Below are 12,752 nucleotides of genomic sequence, written 5' to 3'. Positions count from 1 at the left end.
ACCCTATTTCAGGCCGGTCATCGCGATGCTGTTGACCAGGTACCTCTGCAGCAGGAAGAACACCAGCAGGCACGGCAGCACCGACACCGCCGCCGACGCCATGAGCACCGACAGCTGCAGCTCCTCCGTCCGCAGCGTGGTCAGCCCCACGGTGAGCGTGCGGGTGGCGTCGCTCTGCCCGACGACCAGCGGCCACAGGAAGTCGTTCCAGTGCCACAGGAACACGAACACGCCGAGCGTCGCCAGGATCGGCTTGGTCAGCGGCACCACGATCGTCCAGTAGACCCGCCACTCCGAGGCCCCGTCGACCTTGGCGGCGTCGAACAGCTCGTCCGGCAGGCCGAGGATGAACTGCCGCATCAGGAAGACGGCCTGCGAGTTGGCCAGCGTCGGGACGATGAGTCCCCAGAACGTGTCCACCCCGCTCAGGCTGTTGACCAGCACGAACGTCGGGATGAGGGTGGCCTGGAAGGGCACCATCATGGTGGCGAGGAACGTCCAGAACATCGCCTCGCGGCCGGGGAAGCGCTTCTTGGCGAACGCGTACCCGGCCATGGACGACGTGAGCAGGATGATCACCACGGAGACCAGGGCGTAGACCAGCGAGTTGACCGTCCACGTGGCGAAGCCCGACGACGACAGCACCCGCGTGATGTTGTCCAGCGTGAGCGAGTCCGGCCACTGGCGCGGCACGGTCGGCTCGCCCTCCGGCGACAGCGCCACGATGAACATCGCCGCGAACGGGCTGACGGTCAGCAGCGACAGCAGCGCCAGCAGGGCCGCCAGCGGCCCCTTGGTGCGCCAGCGCCGCCGGCGGGCCGCCTGGGCCGTGCTCAGTTCCGTGGCGGGACGGGAGGCGGTGATCGTCATGTGTTCCCCCGGTCCAGGAAGCGGCGCTGGATCAGCGACACGATCAGCACGATGGCGAACAGCACCATGCCCCACGTGGCGGCGTAGCCGAAGTCGAACGATCGGAAGCCGTGGTCGTAGATGCCGAAGATGAGGGTGTAGGTGGCCCTGACCGGGCCGCCGCCGGTCATCACGTACACGGTGTCGAAGGTCTGGAACGCGCTGATCGTCTCGATCACCACGACGAAGAAGATCGTCGGCTTCAGCAGCGGCAGCGTGATGCGGCGGAAGCGCTGCCACGGGTTCGCCCCGTCCACCGTGGCAGCCTCCAGGTAGGAGGACGGGATCGACTTCAGCCCGGCCAGCAGGATCAGCATGGAGTAGCCGAAGCCCTTCCACACCGAAACCACGGCCAGCGCGGGCAGGACCAGGGCCGTCTGCTCCAGGAACGCGACCGGCCCGAGGTCCGCCTTGGCCAGCAGGCCGTTGATCAGCCCGTCGAACTCGTAGATCCAGCGCCAGATGATGCCTGCCAGCACGAAGCTCGTCACGTACGGCAGGAACAGCATGCCGCGGAAGAACCCGCGCATGAAGACCACCTGGTTGAGCAGCAACGCCGTGCCGAGCGCCACCAGCAGGGTGAGCGGCACGTAGATCGCCACGTACACGAGCGTGACCCGCAGGCTCAGCCAGAAGTTCACGTCGTCGAGCAGCCGGGCGTAGTTGTCCGCGCCGATGACGTCCCACTCGCCGCCGATGTTCCAGTTCGTCAGGCTCATGCCCGCCGCGCCCAGCGACGGGAAGATCCGGAAGATCAGGAACAGCACGAGCACGGGCAGCACGAACAGCAGTCCGGTGACCGGGTCACGCAGGCGTTGACGCACCAGGTGATTCCTTTCTGGCGGGTGTCCGGTGGCTCAGCCGCCGCTGGAGAGCAGCTGGGTGGCCTCCTTGGCGGCCGCGTCGAGCGCGGTCTTGGCGTCCTCCTTGCCGAGCAGCGCCGCCTGGATGTGCGGGGCGAGCACGCCCATGACCTGGCGGGCCTTGGGGTGGGTGTCACCGGGGAAGGCGAACTCCAGGGACTTGGCGAACGCCTTGGACGACTCCGACTGTCCCGGCACGGTGACGTCCGTGCGCGCCGGGAAGAAGCCCGACTCCTTCGACAGCTGGGCCGTCACCTCCGGCGAGGCCAGATAGGTGGCGAACTTCTTGGCGGCGTCCTTGTTCTCGGAGTGCTTGGCCAGCACCAGGCCACCGGGGATGCCGAACGCCACCCGCTTCGTCCCTTCGAGCGGCAGGCCGATGCCGACGTTCTCGGCGCCGATGGCGGCGGCGAGCTGGTCGGCCTGGCCCGCGGTGGCCGCGTGGTACATGGCGGTCTTGCCGCCCGCGAGCGGGCCGCCCTCGATGTCGTTGCCCTTGCTGGCCGTGTTCTCCGGCAGGCCGCCCACAGCCTTCAGGTCGAGCAGCAGCTGCAGGCTGGCCACGCCCTCGGGGCCGTTGAACGCCACGCTCTTGCCGTCGGCGGAGAACACCGTGCCGCCGTTGGCCCACAGGAACGGGTAGAAGCTCTGGTTCAGGCTGACGTCGGGCTTGCCCGGGTAGTCGAGGATGGCCACCTTCTTGGCGGCCAGCTTGGGCGCGGCCTCCTTGAGCTCCGTCAGCGTCTCCGGCACCTTCTCCACGCCCGCCTCGGCGAACAGCTTCTTGTTGTAGATGGGCGCGGTGATGGTCTGGTAGATGGGGACGCCGTACAGCTTCCCGTCGACCGTGAGGGCCGACAGGGAGGCCGGCAGGTACGAGGCCTTCGCCGGGGCGACGATGTCGTCCACGGCCTCGATGGTGCCCTGCTGGGCGTACTGGGGGATCTGGTCGGGGCCGAGCACCACCAGGTCGAAGCCCTTCTTCGAGACCAGGGCGGTGGTGACCTTCTCCTGGCGGCCCTCCCAGGGCTGCAGGTCGATCTTGACGTCGATCTTCGGATTGGCGGCCTCGAAGTCCTTCTCGACCTTGCCCCAGAACGCCTGGCTCTTGGCCTGGTCCCCGATCACGGGATACATCCACAGGGTCACGGCGCTCTTGTCCGAACCGCTGGATCCGCATCCGGCGACCGCGAGGCTCAAAGCGGCCACCACGCCGACTGCCGCTGTCTTCTTCATCGGCGGCTTCCTTTCGACTAATACCGGTCCTGACCGAAACCTAGTGAGCGCTTCTTGGCCCGGTCAATGCCTGATACCTGAACGTAACTACGGTCGAGCCCGAAAATTCGTCATTTCCTGCGCTATCAGCTCGACGTGCTCGGAGGTGTAGTTCTCGTTCCAGTCGATGACCAGCAGCGTACGCTCCACCATGCGCTCAGCCCGGGGGCAGGGGTGGGGCGTGTAGCCATCGAGCGGGAACCTGGACGTGCCGTAGATCGGGGCGTCCCACACGGGCGCCCTGTTCAGCGGCTCGGCGAGATAGCCGGCCCGCGCGGGGATCCCGGCCGCCGCCAGGTGCGCGGCCAGCTCGGGCGCGTCGCCGTCCGGGCACACGACCGGGAAGAGCCACCAGGCGTGGCCGTCCGGGCGCGGCAACCGTACCCCAGGGAGGCCCTTCAGCGCCTCCAGCAGCTGTACGGCGGTCCGGCGGCGGGCGGCGACCACGCCGGGCAGCTTGGCGAGCTGGGCGCGCGCCACGGCGGCCTGGAGCTCGGTCATGCGGTAGTTGAGCCCGAAGGCGGCGTGCGACCGGCCGGCCGCGCGGTCCCAGCCCTTGTCCGCGAACAGCCGCATCCGCCTGGCGAGCTCGTCGTCGTCGGTGACCGTCACGCCGCCGTCGCCGCAGGTGATGTGCTTCCACTGCTGCAGGCTGAGGGAGCCGACCTGGCCCGTCGTGCCCGCGAGCCGGCCGTCCGGCAGCTCGGTCAGCCACGCCTGCGCGCAGTCCTCGATCAGCGTCAGGCCGTGCTCGTCGGCCAGGGCGCGCAGTTCGCCGACCCTGGCCGGCGCACCGAACAGGTGAACCGCCATGATCGCCTTCGTACGCGGCCCGATGAGCCGGGCCACCGCGTCAGGATCGAGATTGCCGTCGGAGGGATCCACATCGGCGAAGACAGGAACGGCGTTCTGCGCCAAGATGGGGGCCACGGTCCCGAAGTCCGTGATCGGCGTCGTGATGATCTCGTCGCCGGGGTCCGGCGCGGCCGCGACGACCGACAGATGGAGGGCGGCCGTGCCGGAGCTGCAGGTGATCGCGTGGCGGGCGCCGTACACTCGGGCGATCTCGGCTTCCAGGGCTCGCGCCTCGGTCCCCCAGACGGAGTTGAGCATGCCGGAACGGATCACCCGTTCGACGGCGGCCACCTCCTCGTCGCCGAGCGTACGGCCGTCCGCTTCCGCCATGGACGGGAACTTCACCGGGCACCTCACTTGGATATGATTGCGGTCTTGACCGAAATGAACGAGAGGGAGGCGTGGGGTGGGAATCGTCATCGGGGTCGTCGGCCCGCACGACCTGGTCGACGACGTCGCGGCCGTCTGCGAGGAGCAGCCAGGCGTCAGCACGCTGCGCCTCGACTACGACCACGAGTCGCAGGCGCCCGCGATCGTCGAGGCGCACGCCACCTCCGTCGAGGGGTGGCTGTTCACCGGCATCGTGCCCTACATGCTCTCCCGTGACGCCGACGCGCTGACCCGCCCGGCCGCGTTCGTCGACTACTCGGGCGCGACGCTGCTCACCGCCCTGGTGCGGCTGCAACGCCAGGGCGAGGACGTCACCCGGCTGTCCATCGACACGCTGTCGACGGCCGACGTCAACGCCACCTTCACCGAGGCGGGGCTGCCGACCGCGGAGCTGCGCACGCTGCCGTACCGGCCCGAGATGACGTCCAAGAAGGCGACCGCCTTCCACCGCAAGGGGTCCGCACACGCGGTGATCACCTGCCTGAGCTCCGTGCACGAGGCCCTGCGCGACGAGCTGCACGTGCTGCGCCTCGTGCCCTCCGTCCATTCGGTACGGGTGGCGCTGCGCCAGCTCATGCTGACCGCCGAGGGGCAGGCGCAGGAGGACGCCCAGATCGCGCTCGGGCTCATCGAGGTGGCCAACGAGGAGGGCCTGCTGCGCGAGGCCACCGCGCTCGGCGGCACCCTGGCCGCCTTCCGCGGCGGCACCCACCTGCTGGTGACGACCCGCGGGCCGCTGCACGACGCCACGGGCGGCTTCACGGGGCTGCCCATGCTGGCGCGGCTGGCCGCGCAGAACGACGTCGTCCACGTCGGTTTCGGCCTGGGCCGCAGCGCGGCGGAGGCCGAGAGCCTGGCCCGCCGCGCCCTGGCCAGGGCCCGCCGGATCGGCGAGGTGGCCGCCGTGCTGTCGCTGCGGGCCGACACCGACATCGTCCTGGAGTCGGTCACCTCCGCCCCGGCGGGCACGCAGGCCCTGTCGGTCATCGCCCGCCGCGTCGGGCTGTCGGTGTCCACCCTGGAGAAGCTCCTGGAGGCGCGGGCGGCGGCCGGGGACGAGCCGCTGACGACCCGCGAGATCGCCGACCGGCTCGCCGTCCAGCAGCGCACGGCCCGGCGCATGCTGCACCGGCTGGAGCTCGCGGGGCTGGCCGAACGCACGGGCAACCTGACCAGCGGCTCCAGCGGGCGTCCCCTGACTCTCTACCGCCTCACCCTCTGACCCGGCATCCGGCAGGGCTCCTTGAGGTGCGGGCGCGACGGCGAGCGCCTGCCACTCCACCCCGCACCGCGCCGTCACGCACCGTGTCGCCACACACCGTGTCGCCACAGACGGTGCCGTCGCGGACCGGCAACGCGCGCACCGGGCGAGCGCATCCGGGACGAGCGCGCACCGAGCAGGCGCACACCGGAAGCGCGCGCACCGGGTGGGCACGCACCAGGTGGAGGCGCAGCCGGTGGGCGCGCTCGGGGTGGCGGCGTGGGCAGGCATGGGAGGGTCAGGAGAGCCAGCGGTCGAGACCCGACATGACGAACTCGTCGTCCCGGAGCCACGGGTAGGCGTCCCAGATCCGATCGATCTCGGCGAGCTGCCCCGGCGAAAGCTCCTCCTCGGGGTCGAGGCACCACCGCCCCTCCAGCAGCCCCTGGCGGCGCAGCACCTCGTGGATCCCCGGGATGCACCCGTGGAACCCGTTCGCCGAGTCGAAGATGGCCGCGTTGGCGTCCGTGAGGTGCCCGTCCAGGGTGAGCAGCCGGCGTACCGCGGCGTCGTCGCCGCCCCGGGCGAGCTCGGCCTCCGCCAGGAGCTCGACGGCCCGCCGCACCCACACCGCCCACTGGCCGAGCAGCCCGCCGACGAACTCGACGTCCACCTCGCGCCCGTCCACCACCACCCGGTGCGTGGTGATGAGGTCGGCGAGGATGTGGTCGTCGTTGCCCGTGTAGAGGGCCACCTCGCCGGCCCGCCCCGCGCGTACGACGCCGTGCAGGACGTCCAGCGTGCGGTAGCGGTCGAAGGGGGCGACCTTGACCCCCACCACGGACTCCACCGAAGCCAAGCTTGTCCAGAAATTTCGGGACAAGGGGCGTCCGCCTACCGCGGGCTGCAGGTAGAAGCCGATCACCGGCAGCACCTCGCCCACCGCCCTGGCCCGCTCGATGAGTCCCTGCTCGTCCAGGTCGCGGTACGGGCTGAGCAGCACCATGTGGTAGCCGAGCGACTTGGCCAGCTCGGCCTCCGCCACCGCCTGGGCGGTGGGCCCGGTCGCGCCGGCGACCAGCACCACCTCGCGCTCGAACTCCCCGGCGGTGTGCGCCGCCAGTTCGAGCACCGGCGCGAGCAGGCCGGTGCCGTGGATGGCGAACTGCGTCGTGTGCACGCCCACCGCCAGCCCGCCGGCGCCGGCCTCGACGTAGTAGCGGGTCAGGGCGCGCTGGCGGCGTTCGTCCAGCTTCCTGTCCTCGGTGAGCGCGAGCGGGTGCGCCGGGATCACCATGCCGCGCCTGAACAGGTCGCGCACGGACGTCTGCGCCTCTGGAACCGTGCTGAGCACGTGAGATCCCCCTTTTTCCGGAAATGGCACGCTGGTCAGAAGCGCCCGTCGCGGCGCTCGAACTTGGTGGGCTTGTCCAGCAGCGGCCCGCCCTCCGCCACCCACCGGGCGGTGTGCTCGATGAGCTCGGCGGGCGTGAGCTCGGGATAGCCGAACAGCCGGTGGCAGCGCGAGGCGTTCGACAGCAGCGCGGTCGGCGCCTCCTCGCCGGTGAAGACCGGCTCCTTGCCCAGGGCCGCGCCGAGGTCCAGCGCGGCCTGGCGTACCGAGATCGTCTCGGGCCCCGTCACGTTCAGGACGTACGGGGGCGTGCCGGCCAGCGCCAGCGACCGGAGCGTGACCTCGTTGGCGTATCCCTGCCAGACCACGTTCACCTGCCCCGTCGCCAGGTCGACGGGCTCCCCGGCGAGGATCTTGCGCGCCAGGTCGACGAGCACGCCGTAGCGCAGCTCGACCGCGTAGTTGAGCCTGATCAGCGACATCGGCGTGCCGTGCAGCTCCGAGAAGTGCGCCAGCACCCGCTCGCGGCCCAGGCAGCTCATGGCGTACTCGCCCACGGGCCCGGCCGGCGAGTCCTCGGTGCTGCCGCCGGCGGTGACCGGGACCAGCGGGTAGACGTTGCCGGTGGACAGGGCGGCGATCCTGCTGCCCCTGAACCGGTCGGCCACCCGGCCCGGCAGGTAGGCGTTGGTGAACCAGGTGGCGTGCTCGCGCCCCTGCGTGCCGAACTTGGCCCCCACCAGGAAGACCACGTTGGGGGCGTCGGGCAGGTCGCGCAGCGCCCGCTCGTCTGCCACGTCGGCCGCCACCACCGTCGCGCCGTCCCCGGCCAGCGACTCGGCGAGCCCCGGCTCGGAGAAGCGCGAGACGGCGATGATCCGCCGGTTTCCTTGGGTGGCGTTGAGCGCCAGCCGGACCAGGCTCGGCCCGAGCTTGCCGCCGGCGCCCAGGATCAGGATGTCGCCGTCGAGCCGGCTCAGATCGTCCACGAGCCCGGCGCTCGGCCGCGCCAGCCGCTCCTCGAGTTCCGCTGTCGTGCGCACGCGGGTATCTCCTCCGTCCGTCATTTACGGTCCAGACCGTAACTGTGACAGACTTCGGCTGTCAACGGGTACGCACAACCAGGTCAGGTGATCTCGCGCGCGGTGACCAGCACATCGAGGATGGCCCGGGTCTGTTCCCAGGGCACCGGGCTCGGCGCGCCGCGCACCATGGACAGGAACGCCTCGATGGTTCCCTCGTATCCGAGGCCCTTGACCGGATCGTCGCCGCCCTCGATGACGATCGTGTCCGAGCCGCCGCGCCGGTGCACGGTGACGGAGTAGGACTCGTCGTCGGAGACGCCGATGATCTCGACCGTGCCCGTGACGCCGCTCCCCCACCGCAGCGCCATCACGCCGGTGTCCTCGGAGCGCAGGCCCTCGTAGTGCCGCTTGGCCCCGGCGGCGCCCACCAGCCGCACGTCCGGCCCCAGGAGGGCGACCAGCAGCTCCACGCCGTGGACGCCCATGGTCACCATGGTCCCGCCGCCCTCGCCCGGCGTGTCCTGCCAGGCGTTGTAGCCGCCCGCCCACATCCCCACGTCATGCCGTACGGTGGCCCGCACGGCCAGCACCTCGCCGGGGTCGACCGTGGTCCCCGCGAACGCGGGCGCGAAGCGCAGCACCGAGCCCGACAGCACCCGGTCGTGGACGTCCAGCCGGTCGAGCGCGTCGAGCTGGGCCCGGCTCGCGACGGCCGGCTTGTTCACGAAACACGGCACGCCGGTCTCCAGCACCCGCGCCAGCGCCTCGGGCACCCCCGGGTTCGGCACGGTCAGCACCACGCCGTCGGGCCCCGTGGCCAGCGCCTCGCCGAGGCTGCCGGTCACCTTGGCCGCCGGGTGCTCGTCGGTGAAGCGCCGCAGCCGCTCCGGGTCCGGCTCCCAGACCACCAGCTCGGCGTGGCGGGTCAGGGTACGGGCGTCGGTGTACGGGTGGCTGGTGGCCAGCCCGGCGAGGACGATGCGCACGATGTGGCTCCCCTACAGCTCGTCCACCTCGGCGAACGTGCGTCCGTCCGAGAGCTTGGCGTATCCGGGACCGCGGTCGAAGAAGCGGTCGGCGGGCGGCCTGAGCCGCGCCCGCAGCTCGGCCGTGCCCTGCTCGTCGATGCGGTCGCCGTCCAGCACCACACCGTAGTCGCCCAGCGCGCCCGCGATCGACACCTTCCCGTCCCGCACGTCGGCCGCCACGGCGCGCGGGTCCCGGTCGTACGGGGAGCCCCAGCCGCCGCCCCCGGTCGTGCGGATGCGGATCAGCTCGCCCGCCTGCACCGGGTGGTCGTCGACCAGCCCCTCCATCTCCTTGCCCGCGATCTCCACGCGGAACGGCCGCCCGGCCAGGCCGCCGTTGACGCCCCAGCAGGACAGGATCGAGCGGTCGGCGATCGACATGTACGAGGCGTCCCTGAGCATCCTGATGTGCTTGTCGTAGCCCAGCCCGCCCCTGAACATCCCGGGACCGCCCGAGTCGCAGGCCAGCGCCAGCCGCTCCACCCGGAACGGCCAGCGCGCCTCGGCGAACTCCACCGGGATGTTGCGCGAGTCGGGCACCACGTGGATGGTGTCCTCGCCGTCGGCGTACCAGCGCCCGCCCGAGCCGCCGCCCAGCACCTCGCGCATCAGGTACGGCTGCCCGTCGGCGTCCGTGCCGTGCACGCCGGTGTAGCGGATGGTCTCCTGGTCGGCCGGCATGCGCCCGCCGGTGGCCTTGGCCAGCACGCCCGCGAGCACGCCGAGCAGGCGCAGGATGACGAACGTGCGGGCGTTGGTGGGGGCCGGGAAGACCGGGGTGAGCAGGGTGCCCTTCTCCGGGAAGATCATCGTGATGAGCGGCACGACGCCCTCGTTGACGTCCAGCTCCGCCATCCGCTCGGGCGTGTCGGCCAGGTTGCGCAGCACCGGGGCCAGCCACTTCTTCAGGAAGACGCCGTCCGCGTAGTCGCCCGCGTGGTTGATCGGGCCCTTGGCCTGCGGCGACGTGCCGGTGAAGTCGATGACGAGCGGCGAGTGGGCGGCGTGGTCGACGGTGAGCGTGATGCGCTGGGCGTGCAGCCGGGGCTCGTCCACGCCGTCGTGCTCGGCGTAGTCCTCCCACACGTACGTCCCCTCGGGGATCTTGCTCAGCAGCTCGCGGCGGAACGTCTCGGTGGTCTTGTCGATGATCGCGTCGAAGCACTCCTCGACGGCCTGCCGGCCGTACCGCTCGAACAGCTCGCCCAGGCGCCGCGCCCCCATCAGGCAGGCCGAGCACTCGGCGTCGAGGTCGCCCGCCAGCGAGTCGGGCATGCGGGAGTTGCGGGTCATGATGCGCAGCGCGGCCTCGTTCGGGACGCCCTGGTCCCACAGCTTGATCGGCGGCACCATCAGGCCCTCCTCGAACACCGAGCGGGCGTGCGAGGGCATGGAGCCGGGCACGGACCCGCCGATGTCGTCGTGGTGGCCGAACGCCTGCACGAAGGCCACGACCGCGTCCTCGTGGAAGACGGGCACGGTCACGCAGAGGTCGGGCAGGTGGCCGATGCCGCCCTCGGAGAGGTAGACGTCGTTGTGGAAGTAGACGTCGCCTGGGCGCATCGACTCGACGGGGAAGTCGCGCACGACCGGCTGGACGAGCGCGCTGTAGGAGCGGCCGGTCAGCTTGCGCAGCCGTGCGTCGTGGATGCCGGCGCGGAAGTCGTGCGCGTCGCGGATCATCGGCGAGCGGGCCGTGCGGGCGATGGCCGTCTCGACCTCCTTCTCGACGGACGCCAGCGTGCCCTCGACGATCTCCACCAGGATCGGATCAGTCACGCTTTACCTCCACATTTCCGTACTCGTCCACTTTCGCGGTGAAGCCTGGGTGGATGGGGATCGTCGAGCCGTACTCCTCGATCACCGCCGGGCCCTTCACCAGCGCGCCGGGGCCGAGCGCGGAGCGCTGGTGGATCGGGGTGTCGCGGGTCTCGTCGAAATGCACCTGACGCACCGACGTGGCGCCCTCGCCGGGCTTGTCCAGGCGGCGGATGGCCGGGCGGGTGATGGGGCCGACGCCGGAGACGCGCAGGTTGACCCATTCGACGCCGTGGCGGGGATCGTCGCGGTACGCGTACCCGTACAGCTTCTCGTGGGCCTGGTGGAACCGGTCGATCACCTCGGCCTGCCAGTCCTCGTCGATCTCGCCCGCCGGTGCGGGCACGCGCACCTCGTAGGCCTGGCCGTAGTACCTCAGGTCGGCGCTGCGCAGGTAGACCGGGTCGTCGAAGCCCTCGCGGTCGAGCGCCTCGCCGGCCTGATGCTCCAGGTCGTGGAAGATCTCGACCGCCTTGCCCAGCGAGAGGTCGCGGGTGACGTACGTGCGGACGTAGTCGTTCTTGACGTCCACCGTGAGCAGCCCGAACGCCGAGACGTTGCCGGGGTCGCGCGGGACGATCACGGCCGGCAGGCCGAGGATGTCGATCAGCCGGCACGCCAGCAGCGGACCCGACCCGCCGAACGTCACCAGCGGGAAGTCCCGCACGTCCAGCCCGCGCTTGACGGTGAGCTGCCTGATCGCGTTGCTCTGGTTGAACGCGCTGATCTCCAGGATGCCGGTCGCCGTGCGCTCGGGGGTGAGACCCAGCTTGTCCGCCAGCGCCTCGATGCCGCCGCGCGCCGCGTCGGCGTCGAGCGGGATCTCGCCGCCCAGAAGGTGGGGCGGGATGCGGCCGAGGAACACGTGCGCGTCGGTCACCGTGACCTCCGTGCCGCCCCTGCCGTAACAGATGGGGCCGGGGTCGGCGCCGGCCGATCTGGGGCCGACCTTGAGCGTGCCCTCGGGCGAGATCCACGCGATCGAGCCGCCGCCCGCGCCGACCGTGATGATGTCGATCATCGGGATCTTGCAGGGGTAGCGGCCCACGGAGCCCTCGGTGGTGATGGACGGCTCGCCGTCGACCACCACGGCCACGTCGGTCGAGGTGCCGCCGCCGTCCAGCGTGATCACCGACTCGTGCCCCGCCGTCGAGGCGATGAGCGCCGCGCCGAGCGCCCCCGCCGCCGGGCCGGACAGGACGGTGCTGATCGGCTGGTTGACGACCTCGCGGGCCGACAGGATGCCGCCGTTGGACTTCATGACCGAGAACGGCTTGCCGAGGCGGTTGGACAGGCTCGCGATGTAGCCGCGCATGGCGGGCTTGACGGCGGCGTCCACGAGGGTGGTGACCGAGCGCTCGTACTCGCGGTATTCGCGCAGCACGTCGCTCGACAGCGAGATCACCGCCTCCGGGTGCTCGCGCCAGAGCACCTCGCGCATGCGGCGCTCGTGCTCGGGGTTGGCGTAGGAGTGCAGGAAGCAGACCCCGATCGCCCTGACGCCCTTCGACCTGAACCAGCGGGCCACCTCGACGGCCTGCTCCTCGGAGAACGGCCGCACCTCCTCGCCCCGGTGGTCGAGCCGCCCCCCGACGGTCTTGACCAGGTGCACGGGAACGATCCTGGGCGGTTTGACCCAGAAGTAGGAGTTGCCGTAGCCGTCCGGCACGCTCTGCCGGCCGATCTCCAGGACGTACTCGAAGCCCTCGGTGGTGATGAACCCGAGGTCCGCGATCTTGTCCTCGAGCAGCCGGTTGGTGGCCACCGTGGTGCCGTGGACGATCGACCCGACGTCCAGTTCGCCCAGCTTGGCGATGCCCGCGACGAAACCGTCCGCCGGGTCGGCGGGCGTGGATGGGGTCTTGGTGGTGAGGATCTCACCGGTCTCCTCGTCCACCGCTACGACGTCGGTGAACGTTCCCCCGGTGTCCACTCCGATACGGACGCTACGCATGGCTCCTCGGTTGGCCGGTGACCATTGTTCTCCCTGCTGACTCCAGAGGAGAAATGTCCCACGAGGTCATGGAACTAGCC

10 protein-coding genes are annotated in these 12,752 nt (G+C 70.9%); 1 reads left to right on the top strand and 9 read right to left on the bottom strand.

Annotation, left to right across the window (positions count from 1 at the left end):
• Positions 1 to 3: 3 nt before the first annotated feature.
• From FH608_RS26940 to FH608_RS26925, 4 genes are all read right to left on the bottom strand, one after another.
• Positions 4 to 870 carry a carbohydrate ABC transporter permease gene (locus tag FH608_RS26940; RefSeq protein ID WP_139633384.1) on the bottom strand — a complete coding sequence of 289 codons (867 nt, stop codon included), beginning with the start codon at positions 868 to 870 and terminating at the stop codon, positions 4 to 6.
• Positions 867 to 1,733 carry a carbohydrate ABC transporter permease gene (locus FH608_RS26935; RefSeq protein ID WP_139633383.1) on the bottom strand — a complete coding sequence of 289 codons (867 nt, stop codon included), beginning with the start codon at positions 1,731 to 1,733 and terminating at the stop codon, positions 867 to 869. Before FH608_RS26935 ends, FH608_RS26940 begins: the two co-directional genes overlap by 4 nt.
• A gap of 33 nt (positions 1,734 to 1,766) precedes the next feature.
• Positions 1,767 to 3,008 (bottom strand): ABC transporter substrate-binding protein, encoded by a 1,242-nt coding sequence (locus FH608_RS26930; protein WP_139633382.1) that lies wholly within the window; start codon positions 3,006 to 3,008, stop codon positions 1,767 to 1,769.
• A gap of 87 nt (positions 3,009 to 3,095) precedes the next feature.
• A complete protein-coding gene (locus FH608_RS26925) occupies positions 3,096 to 4,247 on the bottom strand; it encodes a DegT/DnrJ/EryC1/StrS family aminotransferase (protein ID WP_139633381.1) in 1,152 nt (383 codons plus the stop codon).
• 61 nt (positions 4,248 to 4,308) lie between these two features.
• On the opposite strand from FH608_RS26925, the gene FH608_RS26920 reads away from it, so the two are divergent.
• Positions 4,309 to 5,514 (top strand): response regulator, encoded by a 1,206-nt coding sequence (locus FH608_RS26920; RefSeq protein WP_226899938.1) that lies wholly within the window; start codon positions 4,309 to 4,311, stop codon positions 5,512 to 5,514.
• Between the two features lie 277 nt (positions 5,515 to 5,791).
• Here the strand turns inward: FH608_RS26920 and FH608_RS26915 are convergent, their stop codons facing one another.
• The 5 genes from FH608_RS26915 to FH608_RS26895 all read right to left on the bottom strand — a co-directional run bounded on the left by FH608_RS26915 (position 5,792) and on the right by FH608_RS26895 (position 12,672).
• Positions 5,792 to 6,847: a dihydrodipicolinate synthase family protein gene (locus FH608_RS26915; RefSeq protein WP_226899937.1), complete on the bottom strand. Its 1,056-nt coding sequence runs from the start codon at positions 6,845 to 6,847 to the stop codon at positions 5,792 to 5,794.
• 35 nt (positions 6,848 to 6,882) lie between these two features.
• Positions 6,883 to 7,890 carry an NAD-dependent epimerase/dehydratase family protein gene (locus FH608_RS26910; protein WP_139633380.1) on the bottom strand — a complete coding sequence of 336 codons (1,008 nt, stop codon included), beginning with the start codon at positions 7,888 to 7,890 and terminating at the stop codon, positions 6,883 to 6,885.
• Positions 7,891 to 7,973: 83 nt separating this feature from the next.
• On the bottom strand, positions 7,974 to 8,858 hold the full coding sequence (locus FH608_RS26905) for a Gfo/Idh/MocA family protein (RefSeq protein WP_139633379.1): 885 nt from the start codon (positions 8,856 to 8,858) through the stop codon (positions 7,974 to 7,976).
• Between the two features lie 12 nt (positions 8,859 to 8,870).
• A complete protein-coding gene (locus FH608_RS26900; protein ID WP_139633378.1) occupies positions 8,871 to 10,679 on the bottom strand; it encodes a hydantoinase B/oxoprolinase family protein in 1,809 nt (602 codons plus the stop codon).
• A complete protein-coding gene (locus FH608_RS26895) occupies positions 10,672 to 12,672 on the bottom strand; it encodes a hydantoinase/oxoprolinase family protein (protein ID WP_139633377.1) in 2,001 nt (666 codons plus the stop codon). Before FH608_RS26895 ends, FH608_RS26900 begins: the two co-directional genes overlap by 8 nt.
• Positions 12,673 to 12,752 lie beyond the last annotated feature (80 nt).

Source organism: Nonomuraea phyllanthi (genome assembly GCF_006334985.2).
GTDB classification, from domain to species: Bacteria; Actinomycetota; Actinomycetes; order Streptosporangiales; family Streptosporangiaceae; genus Nonomuraea; species Nonomuraea phyllanthi.
The sequence above is the reverse complement of the archived record's forward strand: the minus strand, read 5'-3'. Positions and strand labels throughout refer to the sequence as shown.

What these genes read in the sequence shown, in the direction of transcription:
- FH608_RS26930 (WP_139633382.1), bottom strand. Translation starts at nt 3,008, where the DNA reads ATGAAGAAGACAGCGGCAGTCGGCGTGGTGGCCGCTTTGAGCCTCGCG.
- FH608_RS26895 (WP_139633377.1), bottom strand. Translation starts at nt 12,672, where the DNA reads ATGCGTAGCGTCCGTATCGGAGTGGACACCGGGGGAACGTTCACCGAC.
- FH608_RS26940 (WP_139633384.1), bottom strand. Translation starts at nt 870, where the DNA reads ATGACGATCACCGCCTCCCGTCCCGCCACGGAACTGAGCACGGCCCAG.